Origin of the sequence: Citrobacter sp. RHB25-C09, assembly GCF_013836145.1 — a bacterium.
In the GTDB taxonomy this organism is placed as follows: Bacteria; Pseudomonadota; Gammaproteobacteria; order Enterobacterales; family Enterobacteriaceae; genus Citrobacter_A.
The window spans coordinates 2,402,314-2,426,066 of record NZ_CP057483.1 but is presented as its reverse complement, the minus strand read 5'-3'; the positions used below and the strand labels follow the sequence as shown (position 1 = coordinate 2,426,066).

The window sequence follows — 23,753 nt, the reverse complement described above, 5'->3', positions numbered from 1 at the left end:
GGCAAAATACCTACTACACCGTTTCTTCCTCACCAGCCACGCGAACCCCGACCTTCAGGACGGCGTTGTCCTCTTTTTCCGCGACTGTCCAGATCATCCCGGCAAATTCGACATGATCACCGACAACTGGCGCAGCGCCTAATAAGTGCTCGACAATTTCGCCTAATGTCTTTTGTTTATCATACTGTTCAACGCTATCTTCCAGACCATAAATCAGCGCCACGTCAGCATATTTGGCGCTGGCTTCGAGGATAAAATCACCGAAGAAGCGTTGATCCAGTGCGACCGGCGGCGACTGGCTAAATAGTTTGCCCAGCGCCGGGAGATCGCGTTCACGGCCAATAACACACAGCACATCGCCTTCACGCAGGCGAGTACTGCCTGTCGGGTGAAACAGTTCGTTGTCGCGAAAGAGGGCGGCAATACGCGTTTCCTGCGGCATATGCAGGTCACGCAGCGCGGCGCCCACGCACCATTTATCGGCGCTCAGTTGATAAACAAACTGCTCCCACGGATTATCCGGGTGGATATCGAGCCCAACGCGAGAGACAGGCCAGCCGATGGGCGGCACCACCACTTTGGCCTTTTTCGCGGCCCAGCTAAGCGAAGTGCCCTGAAACAGCAGCGAAATCAGTACGACGAAGAAGGCAACGTTAAAGAACAGACGCGCGTTGTCCAGACCCGCCATCATCGGGAAAACCGCAAGGATGATAGGTACCGCGCCGCGTAATCCGACCCAACTGATGAACACGCGTTCGCGAAGATTGAATCCGCGAAACGGCAGCAGTCCGGCAAACACCGACAGCGGGCGGGCGACAAATATCATCCATGCTGAGAGAATTAAGGCGGGCACCACAATTGGCAACAAATCGGACGGCGTAACCAGCAGTCCCAAAACGAGGAACATAGCAATTTGCGCCAGCCAGGCCAGACCATCAAAGTTTTGCAGAATGCCGAAACGACTACGAATAGGGCGGTTGCCGAGCAGGAACCCGCACAGATAGACTGCCAGGATACCACTTCCCTCAAGCGCCGTGGTAAGCGCAAAGATCAGAATTCCGCCGCTCAGGGCGAGCAGCGGGTACAATCCGGCGGGCAGAGAGATGCGGTTTATCGTCTGCTGAAGCAGGTACCCACCGCCCAGGCCAAATAGAATGCCTAACCCGAACTGTTGGATAATATTGACCGCAAACATCCAGCTTAATCCCGCTTCGTGCTGCTTAATCATCTCTATCAGGGTAATGGTCAGGAACACGGCCATCGGGTCGTTACTGCCGGACTCAATTTCCAGCGTCGAACCGACACGCTCGTTGAGGCCTTTACCGCCCAATAATGAAAAAACCGCTGCGGCGTCCGTCGAGCCGACAATTGCGCCAATCAGCAGGCCTTCAATCAGATCCAGTTTAAATAACCATGCCGCCATCATGCCGGTGAGTCCGGAGGTTATCAGCACGCCAACGGTCGCCAGGGAGAGCGCAGGGCCCAGCGCGACGCGAAATGAACTGGCCTGGGTACGCATTCCGCCGTCGAGCAGGATCACCGCCAGGGCGAGGTTACTGACCATATAAGCAAAGGGGTAGTTATCGAAGGGGATCCCACCGACACCGTCCACGCCTGCCAGCATACCGATGGCAAGAAAGATAACCAGGATAGGGATACCAAGACGAGAAGAAAAAGAACTGAGCAAAATACTGCTGGTAACGAGGACGGACCCCAAAATGAAAAGGCTGATTATTGCTGCGGCATCCAACGTTCGGTTACTCCCTTATTACGCACATTCTTATTTATTCAAACTATCATAATATCAACAGAAATAGCGTTTAATGATTTTAATTGCCCCCTGTTTTACCTTCTGAGCGTAGGATGACCAGAAATCGTCAGTTGTGTACCGCTTTGCCCGTGTTGCAGCACAGCGCGTGCCCCTAACGCCAGCGTCACGGTTCTCTGTTCATGGCCAAAATCCAGACCGGTAATCAGCGGTATGGAAAGACGCTCGCGCAGGAAAGTATACATCGTATTCAGATCGTAGCCCGCGTCATAGTCATTCGGCGCACTGCCGCTGAAACTGCCCAGCACAATGGCGCTCTGGCGATTTAAAATTCCGGCATCAAACAGTTGCAGCAACATGCGCTCAACCCGGAAAGGGTGTTCGTTAATATCTTCCAGCACCAGAACTCCCCGTTCAATCCGGGGCATCCAGGGTGTGCCGATAAGGGAAATTATCATCGCCAGATTTCCACCCCACAGCGTCCCTTCGGCCTCACAGTCAGGGCCTTCGCCCGCCCATTCAACCGTGTACTGCGCATTCTGTAGTGCGCGCCAGAAATGCTCCTCGGTGAACGCATTCATCTCTTCTGCGCCAAAATTTGCCGCCAACATTGGGCCGCTGAATGTGATCGCGTTTCCCTGCGCTAACAGACCACACTGAATGGCGGTAAAATCGCTGTGGCCGCAGATCAGTAGCGGATCCTGCTGTTGACGGCGGGAGAGCGCCTGCCAGTCGATATAGGGCAACAGGCGACTGGCACCGTAACCGCCACGCACCGGCATCACGATAGTGTCCGGGTCCGTTAGCTCAACCAGATGTAGAATATCAGCCAGTCGCTCCGCTTCCGTTCCGGCAAAGCGCAAATAACGACGCTGAATAATCTCTGAATTTTCGACCACATGTCCCGCCGCCGTCAGGCGCTGAACGCCGCGCAATGCCGCTTGTTGATTGATGCAGTAGCCTGAAGGGGCGATTAAATGAAACAGAGACATGGCATTTCCTTGCTGACAATAAAACGCAAATGTATATCATGCCGCTTATATTAGAACGTTTTGCCGGATGACGCTTTCCTTATCCGGCTATAAGGATGGATGACGTGAAATTAAGATGGTTCGCCTTTTTAATCGTGCTGCTGGCTGGCTGTAGCTCAAAGCAGGATTACAAAAATCCCCCGTGGAATGCGGAAGTTCCGGTAAAGCGCGCGATGCAGTGGATGCCGATCAGTGAAAAAGCGGGGGCGGCCTGGGGGGTGAGTCCACAGTTGATCACCGCGATAATCGCCATTGAGTCGGGCGGAAATCCCAATGCGGTCAGTAAGTCGAATGCCATCGGTCTGATGCAGCTTAAAGCTTCCACCTCCGGACGCGATGTCTATCGCCGGATGGGCTGGAGTGGTGAACCCAGCACCAGCGAACTGAAAAACCCTGAGCGCAATATCTCCATGGGGGCTGCCTATCTGAACATCCTGGAAACCGGTCCGTTAGCAGGTATTGAAGACCCGCAGGTGATGCAGTACGCGCTGGTGGTTTCTTATGCCAACGGTGCAGGCGCGTTGTTACGCACCTTCTCTTCAGATCGTAAAAAAGCGATCGGTAAGATTAACGATCTCGATGCCGATGAGTTTCTCGAACACGTCGCTAATAATCATCCTGCGCCACAAGCCCCGCGCTATATCTGGAAACTTCAACGGGCGCTGGATGTGATGAATTAATCGCGGACCTTATTGGATTTTTCCCGCGCCTCGCGCTCAAGCGAATAGATAATTCGCTGCAATTCCCGCTCTACCCCTGGGCCGACGTTGAGAAAACGGAAGCTCAGGCGGGGAGTGGAGACAGTCTCATTTTTCCCGTCAATAATTTTGCGTTCCGTGACGGAGAGAAGTTGGGCGTCAAAGCGGAACCGACCCCATTCCCCCATGTTCAGTACCAACTGAGTAAAGCACATTCCCGGCGTCAGCCCAGCGGGTGTTGCCCCCTCCAGCAATGCGCCCATTCCGCCCAGCGACAAATCAAAAAGACGAAAATGGAGGACGCTGTTATCTGGCATTTGTGCCGTGCCGTAATAGACAGGGTGTGACGGTGCACAGATGCGAAAATACTCCCGACGTTGTACAAACCACAGCGCAGAGGGAAGTGGGCTAAAAAAAGCCGGTAAGTGCAAATACTCGCCGCTTTCAATCTGGGCAAGGGTAAATTCAACTTTTGCGCCCTGCGTTTCAGCAGTAATGGTAATGTTACTGGCTTTCTGAACGGCAATGTTTTCTTGCTGCTGGCTACCGAAGTCGAACACCAGTTTTTCCGGGGAAACGTCCAGAACCTTACTGATAAATTGTCCGCCAGGCCAGGAGACACGCAGCGGCACCTGATTGATGTGTAGGTCACGAAGTACGCCCAAAATCGCCAACGGATTTTGCTTCAGGAACTGCTCATTGTACTGACTCACGCGGAAAAACTCCTGGCTGTCTGACAGACTGTCGAACGGTTATCGGCATTTCAGAGCAAAACTTAATACAAATGCGTGAGCTTTTTTCAGAAAGCGTGAGAATTCATCCGTAGCGATACTGCACGAATCAAGGACTTGCCTATACTTAGTGAACGAGCGCAAGAAACCGTTGCGTATGCTTTTCACTGAAAAGAGGGCCTGAGTATGGGAATTATTGCCTGGATTGTGTTTGGTTTGATTGCGGGTGTGATCGCCAAGTTTTTGATGCCAGGACGCGATGGGGGCGGCTTTTTCCTCACCTGCATTCTCGGTATCGTGGGCGCAGTGGTAGGCGGATGGCTGGCGACCATGTTTGGTATCGGCGGCAGCGTCAGCGGATTTAATATGCAAAGTTTCCTGGTCGCGGTGGTTGGCGCCATTGTGGTACTGGGCGTCTTCCGGCTCGTTCGACGCTAACACAGCGGCTCCTGCGGGAGCCGTTGCTTTATCTTGTGCCTTCCAGTGCTTGATTTGCTAATGAAAATGAGAATAATTGGCGTTCCGATTCCAACTTATAATTATTCTCATTATGAAAACACCTTCACGCTTACGGATCCGCGCGCTTTCAGGCTGTATTTCCCTTGCTCTGGCATCATCGTGCGTTGCTGCACAATCCAACGAATCCACCATCGTGGTCACGTCGTCGGGTCAGGAGAGCCTGTTACCTGCCTGGACCAACAGCGCCACGAAATCCGCCGTACCGGAAAGTAAAACACCGCAGGTCATTAATACTATCAATAACAAAGAGATCGCCCTGCGTCATGCCGGGTCGGTGAATGAGATCCTGCGCTATGCGCCAGGCGTTTCCACCGAGGTACGCGGCAATACGTCGTACATGAGCGAATATAAAATTCGGGGGTTCGCTGTCGATCAGGAGTACTACAACGGTCTGCAGCTTCCGTACAACGTCACGGGCAATACGAAGGCGCGTATCGATCCGCTACTGATCGACAGCGTGGATATCCTTAAAGGGCCAGCGTCAGTACTGTACGGTAATGGTTCACCCGGCGGGCTGGTTAACATTCAGGGCAAAAAACCTCAGGCGCAGCAGCACACCGAGGTGGGTTTTAACACCGGTACACGTAATCTCAAAGAAGGCTACCTGGATTCTACCGGTAAAATCAGTGACAGTGACTGGAACTACCGTCTGCTGGGCAAGGCAACGGAAGGGGACGATCAGCCCCGCACCACACGTTATGAAGATTATTTACTGGCGCCTTCCGTCACCTGGCAGCCGGACAGCAAAACGCGTCTGACCCTCGATGCGCTGGCGCAAAACACACCGTCACTGTCACCTTCTAACCCGCTGCCCATCGCTTATCTGCGATCCGGATACGCTGACCGCCGTGATTACGCCGGGGATAAATGGAGCGGTTTTAAACAACGTCAGTGGATGGTTGGTTACCACTTCGAGCATGAGTTTGATAACGGCTGGGGCGTGAGCCAACAGGCCCGCTATTTTGACGTCGATACCCATCAGCGCAGTGTTTATTCCACCGGTAACGGCAGCAACCCGGTGTGGATGCTAAACCGCTTTGCCTACACGACTGATGAAGATTTGAAGAGTTTCAACGTGGATAACCAGTTGACGAAAACGGTCGCGCTGGGCGAATGGCAGCACCATCTGCTGGCCGGTTTTGATTACCAAAAACTCGACAGCCATTACTTCTATCAGTACGCGAGCGCCACGCCGGGTATCGATATGCGCGACCCGGACTACCATCAAATTCGTACCCGCGAACTGGGGCTGTATACGGCGCAGAAAAACCGTCTCTCATATCAGCAGAATGGCTACTATTTGCAGGATCAAATCGAGTTTGGCGGCTTAAATCTGCTGGCCAGTATCCGCTATGACGATTACCGTTCAACCACGACTGATGCGTTACAGGATGACGAAAAGACCTGGATTTCCCAGGACCGGGTGACAAAACGCCTTGGCGCGCTGTATGCGTTTGAAAATGGAATTTCGCCGTTCATCAGCTATTCCGAAGGTTTTAAGCCTATCTCGCCGCAAGGTACGCTGACGGATAAAAACGTGAAGCCGACGACCAGTAAACAACTGGAAGGTGGGATCAAATACCTGCTGGCGGATTACGCGACGACCTTTACCGCGTCGGTGTTTAACATCCGGCAGAAAAATGTCCTCTCGGCAACGCCAGAGTGGGACTATCGTCAGACCGGAGAAATCGAATCGAACGGTGCTGAGCTTTCGGTAATCAGTCGCCCCGCAGATAACGTCACGTTGATTGCCAATTACGCCTATACCCATGCCATCAATACGGAAGATGAAACGTACAAAGGAAAACGGCCAACGCAGGTTCCGGAGAACGCCTTTAATCTCTGGGGCGATTACACCTTCGAAGAAACGGCATTGCGCGGGCTAACAATGGGGGCAGGGGCGCGATATACCGGGCCGATGGAAATCTCACCGGATAATAAAGGCGGCAAGCTGGGAGGTACTATGCAGTACGATCTCGCGCTGTCGTATCGCGTCGGTGAAGTGCTGCCTGCGCTCAGTGGCGTAACGCTAAAAGCCAGCGCACAGAACATTACCAACAAAGAAACCTTTAGCTGCTACGACAGCACAAACTGCTGGATTGGGCGTGACCGAACCGTACAGGTTGGCGCAAGCTACAGTTTCTGATGGTGTAAAATAAAACCGGCCTGGAGACACCAGGCCGGTTTGTGCAGTTGATTATGGCGTTGCTGCTTTTTGCGGTTGTTCTGTGGTGCTCTGGCCGACGGCAGGGCGCGAGGCGGGCACGCTGTCGCACGGTTTTTCCTGCGGACAGATTAAGTCGAGCATTTTCAGGGTGACGCCGTTGGTCCAGCCGAAGCCATCCTGCAGCGGGTATTCACCGCCACCACCGCCGGTGCCGGTGCTGCTGACATCATATTTTTCAACCAGCTTTTGCTCGCGATCGTAAGTATGCTGAACGTTGGTCAGAAAACGCCAGGTGACTTCCATTGCGACGTTTTCCTGCCCGTAGTTCTGCAATCCTTCCGTTGCGACCCATTGCAGCGGTGCCCAGCCGTTTGGCGCATCCCACTGCTGACCGCTTTTCACGGAAGTCGTTGCAAGCCCGCCGGGCTGTAATAAATGGTCGCGGGTTGCTGCCGCCATTTTACTGGCGCGATCTTTCGCCGCCGCGTTCACGTACAGCGGGAACAGAGCGGCTGCGGTAAGCTGATTACGTACCTGTTTGCTCTTTAGATCGTAGTCGGCGTACCAGCCCTCTTTGTCATTCCATAAATAATGTTCAATCGCTTTCTGACGATCGTTGGCCAGCGTTTCGTACTGGCTTGCCTTCGCATCATCCCCCGCGGCTTTGCTGGCGCGGGCGAGGATTTTTTCCATCTTGTATAGCAGGGCGTTGAGATCGACCGGCACAATGCTGGTGGTTCTGATGGTGCTGAGCTGCTGCGGGTTGTCCATCCAGCGTGAGCTGAAATCCCATCCGGAAGCGGCGGCAGAACGCAGGTCGCGATAGATTTCCGTTGCCGGGCGGTTTGCATTGCTCTTGGCGGTGGCAATATCTTCCACCCAGGATTCCGGACGCGGAGTATCGCGTTCATCCCAGTAGCGGTTGAGGATCGTACCGTCATCGAGTTTCACGACACGTTTGTTCTGCTGACCCGGGGTAAGCGTTTCAACACCTTCCATCCAGTAGGCGTACTCTTTTTGCAACTGAGGGAGGTATTTTTTCAGTGCGTCATCACCGTCATGCTGTGCCAGCAGTTCTACCATTAACGAGAAAAAGGGCGGCTGTGAGCGGCTCAGATAATAGGTGCGGTTGCCGTTAGGAATATGGCCAAAGTTATCGATCTCCCAACCGAAGTTCGCCACCATATCAGCCACTTTGTCCCAATGATCGCTTTCGGCAAGTCCCAGCATGGTGAAATAGCTGTCCCAATAATAGACTTCCCGGAAACGCCCGCCAGGGACGACATACGGTTCAGGTAGCGGCAGCAGTGAGTCCCATTTCCCCGCACTTTCGGTGGAGCGGGTTAAGACGGGCCATAAGCCGTCGATGTGCTCACGCAGCGTCTGTCCTTCTGGCGGCACATATTTTTCTCCTTCTTTCGGTAGCGTGAAATTGACGCTCACAAAGTGGCGTAAATCAAAGCTGGATTGGTTTTTCTGCATCCGATAATCCGCAAGAATGGTTAACGGATCGTTGACCGGAACCGCATCAGCAAACGTTTTCTGGTCGGGAAACAGTTTGGCATTCTGCACATCATTAAACAGAGGTCCGAGCAAAATATCGGGCGGTTGCGGCACAGGCGCGGTTTCATCTGCGGCGTTAGCGGACAGAGAGGCAAGCAGAATAAATGTGCCGGAAAGTGCCATTTTTGCGGTAACTAATAACGGGCCGGGACGGCGAATATCAGGGGTTAACATTGAGCATTCTCCTTAAGATCGTACCGATTAACGGCATTTACTCTCAGAAAATCGTAGCCCAGGATCGCCATTAGCGCGTCGTTGAACCGCTATTTTGCGAACTCACAGACATTTCTTATTAAAAGAGCGATGAATTTATATTGGCAAAATATATTCATCGTAAGAATGAATGATTAAATTTTGCGGTAATGTTTTTCGCGACGATCACAAAAGACAAAAAACATAAGAAATGAATGAAAAATCATAATAGACCGAAATAACCATCTGTGAAGAAATGATCATCCCCGGAATAAAGAATACTGCGTTTATTTTAAAAAGGATGACCCATGTCTGAAGTGGAACGATTACCCATAAAAGAAAAAATAGGCTATAGCCTGGGAGATGCCGCAAGTCATATTGTCTTTGACTCCTCCGTTGCCATCCTGGCGTATTTCTATACCGACATCTATGGCCTGCCGCCCGCCGTCATGGGGACCATGTTTTTACTGGTGCGTCTGCTGGATGCCATCACTGACCCGGTGATGGGCGCTATCGCAGATGCGACCGCGACGCGCTGGGGACGTTTTCGTCCCTGGTTATTAGCCATTTGTATTCCCTTTGCCGTGAGCTGTGTGCTGGTTTATTCCACGCCGGACTTTACCGACAATGGAAAAATTATCTATGCGGTTGCGGCATATATATTTATGACATTAATGTATACCGCCATTAATATTCCCTATTGTTCACTGGGCGCGGCATTAACCGCCGATCCTGACGAAAATCTCTCTTTGCAGTCGTGGCGCTTTGCGATCACGCCAATCGGCGGCGCATTAGGAACGGCGTTTATATTGCCGGTGGCGGATTTCGTTGCCCCTGGTGACCGGGCATCGGGTATTCAGATAGCGATGGCGCTGTTTGGGATCATTGGTTGCCTGATGTTCCTGATCTGCTTTCTCACCACCAAAGAGCGCGTACAGCCGATCAAAGAAGAAAATATGAACATCTTACGTGATGTGAAAATTCTCTTTAAAAACGAGCAATGGCGCATCTTATCCATTTACAACTTTATGATGCTGGTGGCGGTGGTGATTCGCGGTGGCGCAGTGGTGTATTACGTTAATACCGTATTAAACAAAGGCGCAGATGTAATTACCTGGTTTATGCTCGGTGGCATGTTTGCCTCAATGCTGGGGTCGGTATTAGCCAAACCGTTTGGCACCCGCTTTTGTAAAATCCAGCTCTCTTTCTGGGTCAACATCATTAACGCAGCGCTGGGCGTTGCCTGTTATTTCCTGCCGGTAGAGTGGTGGATCATCCCGTTACTGGTTCACCTTGCCATCCAGATTATCCAGGTCGGAAATGGGGCTATTCAGTGGTCGATGATCACCGATGCTAATAATTATGGTGAATGGAAGACGCGTCGCCGGATAACAGGGATGAACGTAGCGGCAAATATCTTTGTCATCAAACTGGGCGTTGCGGTGGGCGGCGCGATCATTGGCTGGGTGCTGGCGTTCTACGGTTATGCAACCAATAGCGCGACGCAGTCGGCAGATTCCATACAGGGAGTGGTTTTCCTGTTTACCCTGTTACCGGCGCTGTTCTACCTGTTGACCGCGATTTCAATTAAGTTTTATCAATTGAATGCGGCGAAAATGAATAGGGTGGTGCAGGATCTGCAAAAAGGGCAGTTTGCGAATTAACGTATTGTCTGCCGTTATCCGGTCAGAACGGCCGGATAACGACAATTAACGGACTAGCGCACGATACGCTGCTGGGCCGCATCCAGCGTCACAACGTCATTCGTGTTCACATTATCAATGCTTTCCCCCAATTGACACAGCCAGACGATCCCCCTCTCACGAGCAATAAGCGCGCTATGCGAGAGTGGACTTCCCGCACGCAGGCAAATACCTTTCACTAACGTTGGATCAAACGCCAGCACCGTCGAGGGAAACAGGTCATCTGCGAACACGATTGCCGGTGTGGTCATGTCGGGAAGGGGTTGCAGGGTTTGCGTCAGATGGCGCAATGTGCGCTGCATCAGATCGTCAATATCTACTGCTCGCGCCTGAAGATAGACGTCGTCAAGCTGTTGGTACTGAGTGATAACGTCGCTGAGCACCTGTTGCCATGCATATTCGGCCGTACACCGCTCACGGTGTAACACTTCACTGGCGGATTCAAACAGCTCAGGATCTTCCAGCAGCATCGCGTGACCGGCAAAGATTGCCGCCACTTCGCCTGACACGCTCTCTTCAGCACGCGTTGCCAGCGCCTGCAGATCCCGCAGCGAACAGTCGATTGCGGCACGAAGCCGGGTCTGTTCACTTTCTGGTGTTTGGGACGATGCACGCGAAATGGGCGGTAACGCCGGACGGTACCAGAACGCTCGCCCGCTGATGGACGGCGGCGCAGCAGAGGAACGTTCAGCAGAATGCGCCGACTCGCCAAAATTATCCACAGCCAGTTGTTTAAAGGCGGCCAGCGCTTCATCAGCCTGCTCACCGCTTGCCAGCAGACGTACCGTGTCATGGCAACGAACCTGAAGCAGGGCTATCTGGTTAAGGCTGTTCGGGGTCACACATTTACCGTCTTTTTCCAGCAGCAGTTCGGCGTTAAATGCTGAGAGCGTGGCAACCAGCCGGGATGCGGGACGAACGTGCAGGCCGTTAGGGTTGTGAATCACGACGGATACCGATTTCGCCGCGCCGTCCTTTGGGGTGAGGGCGGGAGTCACTTGCGCTTCCGTCCCTGGGGAGGGTAAACCCAGTTGCTCACGTTTGGCCTCCAGCGCGTTCATCGCATCCGCAATCACCTTCTCGATGTCCGCCCCTGCAGCGGCGCTGACTGTCGCCGCGAGCGTCCCTTCCACTAACGGAGCGGCACATAAGCGCACTTTCGCCGCGATGGACGGGTCGAGTAAATCCAGCGCCGTTTCAGCGCTCAGCAGCGCGCTACCCATGTCCATCATGACGAGGATATGATCGGCGTCGGCTACCGATTCAATTGCCTCCATCACTTTAATCGGATCCGTACCGATCGGGCTTTGCGGATCGTCGATGCCGGCGGCAACGGCTATCTTACAGCCGTCGCCGTAGAGCATTTGCCGCGCCAGTTCCCCGACCCCTTCACCAAGTCGGGCGCTGTGCGAGACGATGACCAGGTTTACCATTTCATTGTCCTTACTCTTTTGCCGCTGCGCTGAGCATCTGCAACATAAACATGACCGAGGTGGCACCCGGATCCTGGTGCCCAATGCTGCGCTCGCCGAGATAGCTGGCGCGGCCTTTACGGGCCTGCATCGGGATGGTGCTCTGCGCGGCGACCTCCGCCTGCGCGGCGGCGGCGTCCAGTGCATCGGGGACTGACAGGTTCTGCTCACAGGAGTGGCGTAGCGATTCCACGACCGGCAGCCAGACATCACACATGGTTTTATCGCCCGGTTCGGCTTTCCCCCGGGCCACCACGCCATCAGCGCCTTCGCGCACCATCTGGTAAAGCTCCTCGAGGGTTAAACTTTCCTTTGCCTGCGTCACTTGCGCCGCGCGGATAAAGAAGGTGCCAAACAGAGGGCCGCTGGCTCCCCCAACGTTAGAGAGCAGCGTCATGCCGGTGTTTTTGAGAATGGAGCCAATGTCTTTATCGGCCACAGTGGGCAACTTTTCGACCACTTTACTGAAACCACGATTCATATTTAAGCCGTGGTCAGCATCACCAATTTCCCGATCGAGCCCGGTGAGATAATCACTCTCTTTGCTGAAGATCTCTGCGCAGCGGGAGAGCCAATTAACAAGCTGTGTTTTGTTGAGTGACATCGTGTTCTCCTTAGTGACCCCAGTTCAGGGCAGGGGTGTGAACCGGAGCGTCCCAGAGTGCCAGCGTTTCTTCGTCCACTTTTAACAAGGTGATGGAGAATCCGGTCATATCAAGTGACGTACAATATGAACCAATCAGATTACGCTCAATGTGAATGCCTGCCTGCTGGCAGCGCTCAGCCAGACGGTTATACACGCCGTAAAGTTCAGACAAAGGCGTAGCGCCAAGATTATTGACCAGCGCGATGACACGGTCACCCTGCCGCAAAGGCTGTTTGCCCTGGTTATCTTCCTGCCAGCTACCCTGAAGCGGATCCCAGTGGCGAAGCGTGCGGCTGTATGTACCGTTCTCCAACAGAGTGTCAAACATTTCGTCCACGGACTGGTCGAGGGAAGAGAACGTGCGACGATCGATGCCGGGTTCACCATGAATACCCACGCCAAATTCCATCTCGTTGTCGGCAAGCGTAAAAGACGGCTTTCCAGCGGCAGGAACGGTGCAGGCGGCGAGCGCAACGCCAATGGAATGTCCGAGATTATTCAGTTTGCGCCCGAGAGCGGCGCAGGCTTCCAGCGAGTCGCCGCGTTCTGCCGCCGCGCCAACCAGCTTTTCAATGAGAACCGTATTGGCAACGCCCCGTCGCCCGGCGGTATAGAGGCTGTCCTTCACCGCAACGTCGTCATCAACCACCACCGTGGCGACTTTTACGCCGCTGTCATGCAACAGCTCCGTTGCCGTTTCAAAGTTGAGAATATCGCCGGTGTAGTTCTTCACGATCAGCAGAACGCCTTCACCACCATCAATCTGCATCGCGCATTCAAACATTTTGTCGGGTGTTGGCGAGGTGAATATTTCGCCTGGGCAGGCGCCTGACAGCATACCTTGCCCGATATAACCACAGTGCATGGGCTCATGCCCGCTACCGCCACCGGAGAGCAGGGCCACTTTGCCCTGAACAGGCGCGTCGGCTCGGGTGACATAGACTGGGTCCTGATGCAGGGTCAGCGAAGGATACGCTTTAGCCAGGCCAGCCAGTTGTTCACTTAATACATCTTCCACACGGTTGATCAATTTTTTCATTATGTTGCTCCGGGGATGCTTCTGGAATGAAGATTTCAGTGATACGACGGTTTTTCTAAAATTTAGGGAATAGCAGTTGTACTCACAGTGAATTAGCGCAAAAACTAAACCGTACTATGTTGCAAACAGGCATACGCAGGGGAATTTAGCGTTGAGAATGTGAGCTAAGGCACTTTTCTGCGGTATCGCAATATCAGACCCAGCTCTAAAGGCGCATTGTTTCCCGGCTGACGCGAGCGAACCGTTGATGATGTAAGACAGAACAAATTGTGTTAAATTACCTTAATCAATTTATTGATATTTAAGGTAAATTTTGTGAGTCTTAAAGTTAAATTTTTGTTGGCTTGTGTATCAACTGTCCTGCTTACCGCATGCGATTCAGAAGCCATTAAGCAGGTAAAAGAGTCCGTCAATTATAATATTGATTCCACGTTGACCGCCGGAAAAGCCTTTGAAACGCGCAGTGACTGCGTTAATGGTAGCTGGGAAGAGGGGAAGGATAATCGTGATCGGGTGATTGTTTCTTACCATTGCGAATTGACCCCTGAAGCGCTCACTATCACTAACGATGAGCTCCAAAAACGCGTGGCCGGTACGTTCAGTAATGTGAATAACAACCTGCAATTTTATCTCAAAAACAATAGTGCGCAGTTAAAGGAAGCGCAGGATAATTTTGCCTTCTACGATAAGGTGAGCAAGATCCTTGCAACCTCTGAAGCTCAGTTGCGCGAAGCGTTTAAAAAAGATGAGGTGATTGCGAATCATCTCCCCTTTAATACCTACCTGGCAACGATGCTTGGGTTGTCATACATGGGGGGATATGCGCCGACGCTGGACACGGCGTGCAGTGCGGATGGCAGCAACCGTAACAGCGATGTTGATGAGAATTATATTGCTGAATCCTGCAAGAAAAATATCTATCCGGTTTATGCAAGCTACAAGCAGGCTATCGAAGCGTTGGATCGGGAAAAACAGTATGACTTTTTCCGAAACCTGTACCGCAGCGCGGAAGAATATAAATATGACGACAGTGATGTCGGTAAAATCCTTCTGGCAGAGATTGAAGAATATAAGCAGCGCAGTAATAAAACCCTCCAAAAAACGCCGCAGGTCATCAGCGAGTTGCAGTCGCAAATTGCCGACAATGTGAGCCTTTTTGAAAATTCAAAAGCCGACTTTGCGGTCAGAAAAGTGGTACTGACGCAAAACTGGATTGTTTCAGACACCGGTGGGGTCGATATTATTGATGGCTCGCTTACAGCACAGGCGAGCGATCGCGAACTCAACGTCAATCTCTCTGGCGGCACGCTAATGCCGTTCGCTTATCACGATTATGAGAAAAACGAGATGCCGTCCTTTTATCTCATCAAAGTGAAATCGCTGTTTGACCAGCAGCTGGAAGGCTTTAGACGGCAACTCAAACAGTAAATGCCAGTGGGCCTGAAATGTCAGGCCCATTTTCCATTATTCAGGAAAAACAGTTTGTGGGTGTACAGACAAAACCTAGCGGGTGGTGAGTAAAGTGAATCACTGACATTTTCTCGCCGCCATGATTATACGCTTTGTCCCTGGGGATCCATTCACCTTTCAGATGCAGGGAGACATCCCGCGCCAAATCGGGAACCGGAACGGGCAGACCGAGATGGTCGCCGACTCTGATAGCCAGAAATACCGGTTCCCGTTCTTTGATCACTCTTTGAATATCAGCCTGGATATCCGGATCGTTCTGGTTAACCGCTGTGATATTTAAAATGGCATGCTGGTGTTCGCCCGCAACACCTGAATATTCGACAATCACGGCGTTAATATCGACAACGTCGCGTTCCCGACGCTTAACTTTTGCTTCCAGAGTGGCCAGATCCGGTGTCGGCGCTTCTAATTGCGCGCGCATACGTTCCCAGGAATCGAGGAATGCGGTAAAACTCACGAAGCGCCCATAGCTCGTCGTGGTGCCGCGCCGGGGATGACTGATATCGGCCAGACCGCGGAGCGGTTGCAGTGTTGTCAGATGGCGGCCAACATCGTTCACTTCAACCAGAGCATCGAATTTCAGTCCGGTGATCGCCTGTAATTGCGCCACGCTAACCTGATAGTCGCGGAATTTGCCTACTGGTAGCGCCTCAAACGGCAAGTTTTTCGCCCACTGCGCCTGGCTGACGATATACGCGCTGGCGTAGAGTCGACTGGCGGCATCGGTCACCACCACGACTTTCCAGAACGCCTGAGGAATCAGAACGCCGCGATGTATTTCATCTTTGCTAAGCAGTTCACCCGCGATGCTTTGCGACTCATCGTCAATAAATACCGGGCCGGTAAACACTGACGCTTTCAGATTATCGTCGTCCGTGTTGCTCAAAATGAACTTTTCAAGGCCCTGCCAGAGAGCGTCACGCTGATTAAAGGCGAAATATTGCGGCGTACAGTTGGTAAAAACGAAGGTATCCTGATTGGCTCTTGCCGCCTCGTCTGCCGTCCCCCAGACGGGATCCAGTCGACGAACCAGGTGACCCCGATCGAAATAATTCTTCGTCGGCACCGCTTCATTGGTATAGAAGTCGTCGCCAATTTGAAGCTCTTCCGCAACGCGCGGATCGTAATACCATTTGTCTGTGTCCCGGTCGAACCCAACGGATTGACTGCCATCAATGTTAACCGCCGTAAAGAAAGCCATATGGCGATCGGCATTAAACAGGATGGAGAAATGTTCGTACTTGAGCTCACCATCATCGCGCCCGGTAACCTCGGCGACTCGCCCAAACCGCAATGCGCGATCGGTCAGAACAGGGAGTTGAATTGCAGCGCCAAGAAAACTTGCCTGGTAACCTTTTCGTCCCTCGAAGTGTTGGGGCTCATAACGGTTTTTCGTTGGTTTACGCCGGGCTTTCGCCGACTCCGGCTGAATTACCGCAGACGTGAAACCCGGAGCGACCACGCTTTCCTGGCGTGGAAGATTAGAAAATGCCCGTATCCCGTCGATATCGTCGAACAGAGCCTGGACTGTACTGTTTGGGCTGGCGGCTAATTGTTGACGCAGATCGGCAAGCAGAACGCTGACGCGTATTCCTTCGTTGGCCTGATATTTTACGTCGCTGTCATGCATTTGCTCCGCTTCGCTTTCACTGACCCATCGGCCACTGACTAACTGGATTTTTTTCTCACCATTTACTATTTTCGCTTCTGCTATTCCGCAGTGATGCAGTGCGACAACCTGCCACTGATCGCTAAAGACCGGCGCGCCGGAAGTGCCTGCAGCAGTATCACAGGTGTACCAGATACAGTGATCTGGTACGGCCAGACCGAAATCACCAATCTGTACGACTTTGTTTTCCCGGATCGAGACATATTTCTCTTCTGCACCAGGATGCTGGATCAGACTGACAAACTCATGTTCTTCAACCTTATGCAGATTCGGGTTCAGACGCAGCAAACCCTGATCCGCCAGAGCGAAACCGCCGCTCATCGCCACGGGATCGACGCCGATTAGGCTGTAGTCGTAAGCATCAAGCGGGGAGGTAAAAAAAGCCATTTCAGGATTGAGCCGAAAGCGGCGTGTCGGCATTATGTTGCCGCTGATATCGCGCTGATAATTAAATTCGACGATGGCAGAAGCAGCCCTGGCAAAATTTTCAATAACATGGTGATTCGTTAAGATCAGATGCGGTGATACCAGAAAACAGGTTCCCCAGAAATGACTGACATCGCCAAAATTATCCGCGGTGATTGCGCCAATACGCCCAACGGCTCGCGCGGCCTGCGCACCACGTTCGAAATAGTTCACCGGTAAGAGGTCATTGCGACCAATCATCCGTTCATAATCACGACCTGAAAATCCGGCGCCCGACTGCTGGATATTATCAATTCGAGCCGCTCTCGCGGAATCTTGATCGCCTCGAATTTGGGGTTTTTTACGGGCCTTTGCGCTGGCAATTTGCGCACGAAACTGGTCGTCTGCAATACGGAAAAAAGCCATCTGATACCTCCGCAATTAATAACGCAGTATTCATTAAAGCGAGGTTGCTCCGTAATTACGCGTTAAGAGCGACCTTTATAATGAAGTATTCGGAGCACCGGGTGGGCTTGTCTGTAATACGATTTGTTTATTCTGCTTATTCCACGAACAGAAATTTCCAGAACATCGTGGGTGAATGTTTAGTGACGGTAATAGCAGTAAGAAAAAACGATATGACAATCGCACTTACCGCCTTCATCGACAGGTGCCGTGGCGATAATCATAGTCTTGTTTGAGCAGAAAAATGCCAGTCAGTTGAGCAACTGACTGGCATATCCTGAAGCGACGGGGGAAGGGGTTACGCCGCTACGATAGGCGGCTCTTCAAACGCGGTCAGCTTCGGTGCTTCGCCTTGATATTTCTCAGCATACACCAGCGAGGTATTACCCGCGCAGCCGTTTGCCAGGCGTGAAGTCGGAATATCCGCTGTCAGCACGTTGGCCCCACCGTTTTTACAGATTCCATTTTCGATGTCCGGCCATGCCCCTTCATGGATACAAATCACGCCCTGTTTGATGCCATCGCTGACGTGGGCACCGACCAGTACCTGTCCACGCGCATTCCAGACGCGAACTAAATCGCCATCGGCAATACCACGGGCTTTCGCATCTTCGGGATGAATGGTCACTGGCTCACGGTCGGCTACTGCATACGTTTTACGCAGTTCCGCATAGTTAAGTTGACTGTGCAGACGGTGCGCCGGATGGGCGGTCAGGAGCTGTAGCTGATCTTTGTCCGCAGAGCCTTTCCACTCATCAGGTGCCAACCAGGTGGCGTGCGGCGGACAGTCTTTGTAATTAAATCCCTCAATGGTTTTCGAGTAGATTTCAATCTTACCGCTAGGCGTACCAAGGGCGTTCATTACTGGATCGCTGCGGAAATCGGCGTAGCGCACATACTTCTCGTTTTTCTCGTTCTTACGCATTTCGATCAGCTTATTCTGCTGCCAGAATGCATTGAACTGAGGCATTGATACGCGCTGCGCACGGCCCGCTTTTTGTGCTTCATCGTAGAACTGTTTCAGCCAGCCCATCTCATCTTTGCCTTCGGTATAGACTGCCTTACCACCGGCCTTGAGCATTTCGGCCAGGTCAGCGAAAACATCAAAGTCGTTACGCGACTCAAACTGCGGCGGTACGGCCTGTTTCATGGGGACCAGGTGCTGGTTACTGTAGTCACCGGTCATCGTCAGGTCGTTACGCTCGAAGGAGGTGGTGATAGGCAGAACAATGTCCGCGTGCTTCGCCGCCGCGGTCCAGTAGCATTCAGAAATAACCACCAGTTCCGGCTTCTGCCAGGCCTTGATGAGGCGGTTGGTATCCTGATGATGCGTAAAGTTACCGCCGCCGGCCCACCAGATCATTTTGATATCCGGGAAAGTCTGCTCTTTTCCGTTGTGCTGATATTTACAGCCAGGGTTTTCCAGTGCTTCGACGATACGGGCGACCGGTATACTGGTGACCGCATCAGAGACTGCCCAGTCGTTCCCTGCGGACGATCCGCCCGCGATTTGTGCGGAAATTGCAGGCAGTACGCCGCCAACGCGTGTCGGGTTGCCGCCGTTGGAGTAGTGGTAGGTGAAACCAAAACCACCGCCTTCCGTCCCGATCTGGCCAAGCATTGCCGCGAGGGTGACCAGCATCCAGTGACGCTGTTCACCGTATTGCTGACGTTGGATCCCCCAGCCCGCCATCAGCATGGTTTTATTACCCGCGAAAATCTCTGCCAGCTTCTCAATTTGTTCAGCAGGCACACCGCTGATCTCCGCAGCCCAGGCGGCGGTTTTCTCGGTCTTGTCGGTTTTACCCAGCAGATACTCTTCAAATTGCGGGTAGCCGGTGGTGTACTTATCAAGGAAGGCTTTGTCGTGCAGTCCTTTTTTCACCAGTGTATGCGCGATACCCAGCATCATGGCTACGTCGGTACCCATGTTTGGCGCGATCCACGTTGCATTGTCGCCAAAGAACTCAATGGTTTCCGAACGCATCGGGTCAATAGCGATGACGCTTTTGCCCGACTTTTTCAACAGATGAAAATATTCCAGCCCTTGCTCGTCGGTGCTACTCCAGGCAATTTTCAGTGTGTTAAGCGGGTTCATGCCCCACAGCACAACAACCTGGCTGTGTTCGAGGATCATCGGCCACGTAGTTGGCTGTTCGTAGACTTCAACCGAACCCACTACGTAGGGGAGGATCACCTGCGCCGCGCCGGTGGAGTAGTCGCCAGTATGTCCGGCATAGCCACCCGCCATGCTCATGTAGCGTTGCAGCAGGGTCTGCGCTTTATGCAACACGCCGCTGGAACGCCAGCCATAGGAACCGGCAAAAATGGAGGAGGGGCCATAGCTTTGACGAATGCGACTGTGTTGCTCGTGAATGAGCTTAAGCGCCTGATCCCAGCTTACGCGAACAAACGGGTCGTTACCGCGTTTGCCGTCGGCTTTGCCGGGGTTTTCAAGATAGCTTTTACGCACCATGGGATATTTGATACGTGCTGTAGTGTGTACCTGATCCGGTGCGGTCTGTTGTAATGAGTTAGGAACGGTTTTCGGTAGCGCACCTTTTGAGGAAACGATTTTCCCGTCCTTGACCTCAACATACATCGCACCCCAACGCCCGGCGGTCAGAATAGCGCCTCCGGCCGGGCCTTCCGCCCAGGCAGGCATTGGCATTGCAGACGTAATCGCCAGCGTACCTGTTGCTGCTCCAGCCGTTTTAATAAAGTCGCGTCTTGTGAGTCTCATAATAGCTCCTGATGTTCTTATTTATTCTTTTATGTCTTTCGCGTTGTACTGGAAATAACGGCTCAGAATGTCCAGCTCATTTTCACTAATATTGGTGCGTGCCCCCATGCCTTTCACCACGGACGGCCAGGCATTCAGGGTGTAATGGTGTGCGGGAATCGGCGCATGACAACCGGCGCAGTAGACATCGTCCAGCTTGCGCGCGTAATCCCACATCGGCTGGCGGCTGGCGAGCGCAGACTCGCGCCATTCGCCCTCAAGCGTCACGTCGCGCCAGCTGTTGCCGTAATCATCTTTCTTCCAGTCGGAAAGGGCTTTGACCGCCTGTTGGCCTTTTTCGTTGAGGCTGGCGAGGATCAGCCGCTGGCCGGTGGCAAAGTAGATCACTTGTTCGCTGCCCTGCATCTGACTGCCGCGAATTTCAACCTGGCGTACCGTGCCTTCCGTTTTCAGCACGTGCAGTTCAGTGGCCGGGTAAACGGTACCGAGATCGCCTAATGGAGTATTGCTGACCACGTAAAGCGTTTTAGCGTCTGCAGGTGTGGCGACAGCCTGCGTTTGCAACGCTTTAACAGCGGTATCGTCCATTTTGATTTCTGGCGGGAAGTGGGCGACGCCTTTATGGCAATCGATACAGGTCTGGTTTTCCTTAACGCCCATTTCATGCATTTTTTTCGCTTCAGGGCGTTGGGCACTGAGATCCATGGCGTCCATGCTGTGACAAGTGCGACAGGTAGCAGAATCATTAGCTTTCAATTGCGACCATACCGTCTGGGCCATTTCCAGTCGATGCGCTTCAAATTTCTCCGGGGTGTCGATCTTTTTAGAAATGAATTGATGATAAATATCTTTCGAGGCGAGGACTTTAGCGACCAGATAATCCATCCCGTCTTCCGGGATATGACAGTCTGCACACTCCGCCCGAATTCCTTTCTGGTTCTGGAAGTGCACGGAGCCAGTATATTCCTCGTAAGGCGCTTGCATGGTATGGCAGGACAAACAGAATTCAGTGCTTGACGTTTTATGTAACGTCCATTGTGCGGCAAGGATCACTAAGGCACCTAAAACAACACCCAGCAAACACGTTATCGCCAGGGTTTTATTTATTTTACGCATTCCTATTCTCGTTATGTTTATATCCAGCAGTAACGAGACGATAAGTAACTCAAAAGGGGTAAACCTTGATATTCATCAACAGGCAACGGGAAGAAAACAACGCAATCAATTATTTCTGAAGAGGATCTCATTTTTGACTGGTGCAGAAAAAAGAGAGTTGTGGCGCGTGAACAGTGGGTTGGAAAGGAAATGTTGAATTTATTAGTCGGGATTTCACTTAAGTCTATTGTATTAGTCTGAACGGTAACTCGGCATTAACCTATAACTAGTATGAATCAACAATCAATTCTGTGTTATATATTTTATTATATAGCGATATTGAGCGATGAGCGTATATTGGCGTTTAGTAAACAACGTGGCTTGTCTATTTCCCGGTGTGTTTTTTAATAATATAGACCTGGGGGTTTATATTCAGGGAAGACATAAAAAAATCCACGCCATAGCGTGGATTTTGTATATTCCTGGAGAATCAGTGAAATCTCTTTAAACGACTGAAACCATCAGACGTTAAATAAGAAGTTCATCACATCGCCGTCTTTAACAATGTAGTCTTTACCTTCTGCGCGCATCTTACCGGCTTCTTTCGCGCCTTGTTCACCTTTATAGGTGATGAAGTCTTCAAACGCGATGGTTTGGGCGCGGATAAAGCCTTTTTCAAAGTCGGTATGGATTTTACCTGCCGCCTGTGGCGCCGTTGCGCCGACAGGGATAGTCCATGCGCGAACTTCCTTAACGCCAGCGGTGAAGTAGGTTTGCAGATTCAGCAGGCTGTAACCTGCACGAATAACGCGGTTCAGGCCCGGCTCTTCCAGTCCCAGTTCCTGCATGAATTCGTCACGCTCTTCGTCGTCGAGTTCAGCGATGTCAGCTTCTACCGCTGCGCACACCGGAACCACAACCGAGCCTTCTTTAGCGGCGATTTCACGCACCTGGTCCAGGTATGGGTTGTTTTCGAAACCGTCTTCGTTGACGTTAGCAATATACATAGTTGGCTTCAGGGTCAGGAAGCTCAGATAGCGGATGGCCGCTTTATCTTCGTCCGTCAGGTCCAGAGAACGCAGCATGCCGGCTTCAGACAGGTGCGGCAGGCATTTTTCCAGCGCGGCCAGTTCAGCCTTCGCGTCTTTATCTCCACCTTTGGCTTTCTTCTGTACGCGATGGATAGCACGTTCACAGGTATCGAGATCCGCCAGCGCCAGTTCGGTATTGATAACGTCAATATCTTCCGCTGGGTTAACTTTTCCCGCGACGTGAATGATATTGTCGTTCTCGAAGCAGCGAACAACGTGACCGATCGCTTCGGTTTCACGGATGTTGGTCAGGAACTGGTTGCCCAGACCTTCACCTTTGGATGCGCCTTTAACCAGACCGGCGATATCCACAAATTCCATCGTCGTCGGGAGGATGCGCTGCGGTTTTACGATCTCAGCCAGTTGGTCCAGGCGCGGATCCGGCATCGGTACGACCCCCGTATTCGGCTCAATGGTACAGAACGGGAAGTTAGCCGCTTCAATACCCGCCTTGGTGAGCGCGTTGAACAGGGTGGATTTCCCGACGTTAGGCAGACCAACGATACCGCATTTAAATCCCATGATTAAAATCACCTTAATAACTTGATAATCAACCTGTTATGGAAAACAGGTTGTAAAAAATGAAATGACTTTGCCTATTATACACGGCGTATGGCAAAAAAGCCGCACATCACTGCTTATTGTGCCTTAAAGGCGTGCAGACGGTTGGTTGCTTTGGTCAGACCCTCTTTGTACCAGAGTTCCGTACAACGCGCCGCTTCGTCAATGGCGTCGTCAATTAACTTCTGTTCAGAAACCGGCGGTTTGCCAAGCACAAAACCGACAACTTTATTTTTATCGCCTGGATGACCAATTCCTACGCGTAAGCGATAAAAGTTAGGGTTATTGCCCAATTTGCTGATGATGTCTTTCAGCCCATTATGTCCGCCGTGGCCCCCGCCAAGTTTAAATTTTGCCACGCCTGGAGGAAGATCCAGTTCATCATGCGCCACTAAAATTTCGTCGGGATTGATCCGGTAAAAGCTGGCCATTGCGCCAACCGCTTTGCCGCTCAAATTCATAAACGTGGTCGGTACTAACAGCCGGACATCTTCGCCTTCGATATTCACTCTTGAGGTGTAACCAAAGAATTTCGGCTCTTCGCGCAGAGGGGCACGCAGCCTTTCTGCTAATAAATCGACAAACCATGCGCCAGCATTATGTCGGGTTGCTGCGTATTCCGCGCCAGGGTTCGCCAGGCCGACAATCAATTTAATCGCCACGTTTTTCTATCCTGCTCGTTATCAAAACTGCTGCGTAGTTTACTGTCTGCGGGCGTGCTTGAC

The 23,753-nt window shown here is 52.1% G+C and carries 17 protein-coding genes; 5 read left to right on the top strand and 12 right to left on the bottom strand.

Going from position 1 to position 23,753, the window contains the following annotated elements; all coding sequences use genetic code 11:
* Positions 1-13: 13 nt before the first annotated feature.
* Positions 14-1,750, bottom strand: a complete 1,737-nt coding sequence (locus HVY19_RS11260; RefSeq protein ID WP_181680684.1) for a potassium/proton antiporter — start codon at positions 1,748-1,750, stop codon at positions 14-16.
* Positions 1,751-1,845: 95 nt separating this feature from the next.
* Entirely contained in the window at positions 1,846-2,760 is a 915-nt protein-coding gene (ldcA, locus tag HVY19_RS11255) for a muramoyltetrapeptide carboxypeptidase (protein ID WP_181680683.1), read from the bottom strand.
* A 104-nt stretch (positions 2,761-2,864) separates the two neighbouring features.
* Here ldcA and emtA point away from each other — a divergent pair, with 104 nt between their 5' ends.
* Positions 2,865-3,479 carry a membrane-bound lytic murein transglycosylase EmtA gene (gene emtA / locus HVY19_RS11250; protein WP_181680682.1) on the top strand — a complete coding sequence of 205 codons (615 nt, stop codon included), beginning with the start codon at positions 2,865-2,867 and terminating at the stop codon, positions 3,477-3,479.
* On the opposite strand, the gene HVY19_RS11245 is transcribed toward emtA, so the two are convergent.
* On the bottom strand, positions 3,476-4,210 hold the full coding sequence (locus tag HVY19_RS11245) for a flagellar brake protein (RefSeq protein ID WP_181680681.1): 735 nt from the start codon (positions 4,208-4,210) through the stop codon (positions 3,476-3,478). The two genes, emtA and HVY19_RS11245, sit on opposite strands and share 4 nt — an antisense overlap.
* Positions 4,211-4,414: 204 nt before the next feature.
* On the opposite strand from HVY19_RS11245, the gene HVY19_RS11240 reads away from it, so the two are divergent.
* Both HVY19_RS11240 and HVY19_RS11235 read left to right on the top strand, forming a co-directional pair.
* Positions 4,415-4,666 (top strand): GlsB/YeaQ/YmgE family stress response membrane protein, encoded by a 252-nt coding sequence (locus tag HVY19_RS11240; protein WP_181680680.1) that lies wholly within the window; start codon positions 4,415-4,417, stop codon positions 4,664-4,666.
* A 112-nt stretch (positions 4,667-4,778) separates the two neighbouring features.
* Positions 4,779-6,893: a TonB-dependent siderophore receptor gene (locus tag HVY19_RS11235; RefSeq protein ID WP_181680679.1), complete on the top strand. Its 2,115-nt coding sequence runs from the start codon at positions 4,779-4,781 to the stop codon at positions 6,891-6,893.
* A 51-nt stretch (positions 6,894-6,944) separates the two neighbouring features.
* Here the strand turns inward: HVY19_RS11235 and HVY19_RS11230 are convergent, their stop codons facing one another.
* Positions 6,945-8,651, bottom strand: coding sequence for an alpha,alpha-trehalase (locus tag HVY19_RS11230; RefSeq protein ID WP_181680678.1), 1,707 nt, complete (start codon positions 8,649-8,651; stop codon positions 6,945-6,947).
* A 326-nt stretch (positions 8,652-8,977) separates the two neighbouring features.
* Between HVY19_RS11230 and HVY19_RS11225 the strand changes: the two genes are divergently transcribed.
* A complete protein-coding gene (locus tag HVY19_RS11225) occupies positions 8,978-10,333 on the top strand; it encodes a glycoside-pentoside-hexuronide (GPH):cation symporter (RefSeq protein WP_181680677.1) in 1,356 nt (451 codons plus the stop codon).
* Between the two features lie 53 nt (positions 10,334-10,386).
* Here HVY19_RS11225 and dhaM read toward each other — a convergent pair whose 3' ends face one another.
* The 3 genes from dhaM to dhaK are packed head-to-tail and all read right to left on the bottom strand — an operon-like array spanning position 10,387 to position 13,529.
* Positions 10,387-11,805 carry a dihydroxyacetone kinase phosphoryl donor subunit DhaM gene (gene dhaM, locus HVY19_RS11220; protein ID WP_181680676.1) on the bottom strand — a complete coding sequence of 473 codons (1,419 nt, stop codon included), beginning with the start codon at positions 11,803-11,805 and terminating at the stop codon, positions 10,387-10,389.
* Between the two features lie 10 nt (positions 11,806-11,815).
* Positions 11,816-12,448 (bottom strand): dihydroxyacetone kinase subunit DhaL, encoded by a 633-nt coding sequence (gene dhaL, locus HVY19_RS11215; RefSeq protein WP_181680675.1) that lies wholly within the window; start codon positions 12,446-12,448, stop codon positions 11,816-11,818.
* A gap of 10 nt (positions 12,449-12,458) precedes the next feature.
* Entirely contained in the window at positions 12,459-13,529 is a 1,071-nt protein-coding gene (dhaK, locus tag HVY19_RS11210) for a dihydroxyacetone kinase subunit DhaK (RefSeq protein WP_181680674.1), read from the bottom strand.
* A 315-nt stretch (positions 13,530-13,844) separates the two neighbouring features.
* On the opposite strand from dhaK, the gene HVY19_RS11205 reads away from it, so the two are divergent.
* Positions 13,845-14,957 (top strand): hypothetical protein, encoded by a 1,113-nt coding sequence (locus HVY19_RS11205; protein WP_181680673.1) that lies wholly within the window; start codon positions 13,845-13,847, stop codon positions 14,955-14,957.
* Between the two features lie 40 nt (positions 14,958-14,997).
* Here HVY19_RS11205 and HVY19_RS11200 read toward each other — a convergent pair whose 3' ends face one another.
* From HVY19_RS11200 to pth, 5 genes are all read right to left on the bottom strand, one after another.
* Positions 14,998-17,499 (bottom strand): DNA/RNA non-specific endonuclease, encoded by a 2,502-nt coding sequence (locus tag HVY19_RS11200; protein ID WP_181680672.1) that lies wholly within the window; start codon positions 17,497-17,499, stop codon positions 14,998-15,000.
* A gap of 337 nt (positions 17,500-17,836) precedes the next feature.
* Positions 17,837-20,281: a trimethylamine-N-oxide reductase 2 gene (locus tag HVY19_RS11195; protein WP_181680671.1), complete on the bottom strand. Its 2,445-nt coding sequence runs from the start codon at positions 20,279-20,281 to the stop codon at positions 17,837-17,839.
* A 21-nt stretch (positions 20,282-20,302) separates the two neighbouring features.
* Positions 20,303-21,397, bottom strand: coding sequence for a NapC/NirT family cytochrome c (locus tag HVY19_RS11190; RefSeq protein ID WP_181680670.1), 1,095 nt, complete (start codon positions 21,395-21,397; stop codon positions 20,303-20,305).
* A 500-nt stretch (positions 21,398-21,897) separates the two neighbouring features.
* On the bottom strand, positions 21,898-22,989 hold the full coding sequence (gene ychF, locus HVY19_RS11185; RefSeq protein WP_181680669.1) for a redox-regulated ATPase YchF: 1,092 nt from the start codon (positions 22,987-22,989) through the stop codon (positions 21,898-21,900).
* A 116-nt stretch (positions 22,990-23,105) separates the two neighbouring features.
* Positions 23,106-23,690 (bottom strand): aminoacyl-tRNA hydrolase, encoded by a 585-nt coding sequence (gene pth / locus HVY19_RS11180; protein WP_181680668.1) that lies wholly within the window; start codon positions 23,688-23,690, stop codon positions 23,106-23,108.
* Positions 23,691-23,753: the final 63 nt, after the last annotated feature.

Excerpts from the sequence above, each read along its gene's own strand:
- HVY19_RS11240 (WP_181680680.1), top strand. The coding sequence starts at position 4,415 with ATGGGAATTATTGCCTGGATTGTGTTTGGTTTGATTGCGGGTGTGATC.
- HVY19_RS11190 (WP_181680670.1), bottom strand. The coding sequence starts at position 21,397 with ATGCGTAAAATAAATAAAACCCTGGCGATAACGTGTTTGCTGGGTGTT.
- dhaK (WP_181680674.1), bottom strand. The coding sequence starts at position 13,529 with ATGAAAAAATTGATCAACCGTGTGGAAGATGTATTAAGTGAACAACTG.
- HVY19_RS11200 (WP_181680672.1), bottom strand. The coding sequence starts at position 17,499 with ATGGCTTTTTTCCGTATTGCAGACGACCAGTTTCGTGCGCAAATTGCC.
- HVY19_RS11195 (WP_181680671.1), bottom strand. The coding sequence starts at position 20,281 with ATGAGACTCACAAGACGCGACTTTATTAAAACGGCTGGAGCAGCAACA.
- HVY19_RS11225 (WP_181680677.1), top strand. The coding sequence starts at position 8,978 with ATGTCTGAAGTGGAACGATTACCCATAAAAGAAAAAATAGGCTATAGC.
- ychF (WP_181680669.1), bottom strand. The coding sequence starts at position 22,989 with ATGGGATTTAAATGCGGTATCGTTGGTCTGCCTAACGTCGGGAAATCC.
- HVY19_RS11235 (WP_181680679.1), top strand. The coding sequence starts at position 4,779 with ATGAAAACACCTTCACGCTTACGGATCCGCGCGCTTTCAGGCTGTATT.
- ldcA (WP_181680683.1), bottom strand. The coding sequence starts at position 2,760 with ATGTCTCTGTTTCATTTAATCGCCCCTTCAGGCTACTGCATCAATCAA.
- dhaL (WP_181680675.1), bottom strand. The coding sequence starts at position 12,448 with ATGTCACTCAACAAAACACAGCTTGTTAATTGGCTCTCCCGCTGCGCA.
- dhaM (WP_181680676.1), bottom strand. The coding sequence starts at position 11,805 with ATGGTAAACCTGGTCATCGTCTCGCACAGCGCCCGACTTGGTGAAGGG.
- HVY19_RS11230 (WP_181680678.1), bottom strand. The coding sequence starts at position 8,651 with ATGTTAACCCCTGATATTCGCCGTCCCGGCCCGTTATTAGTTACCGCA.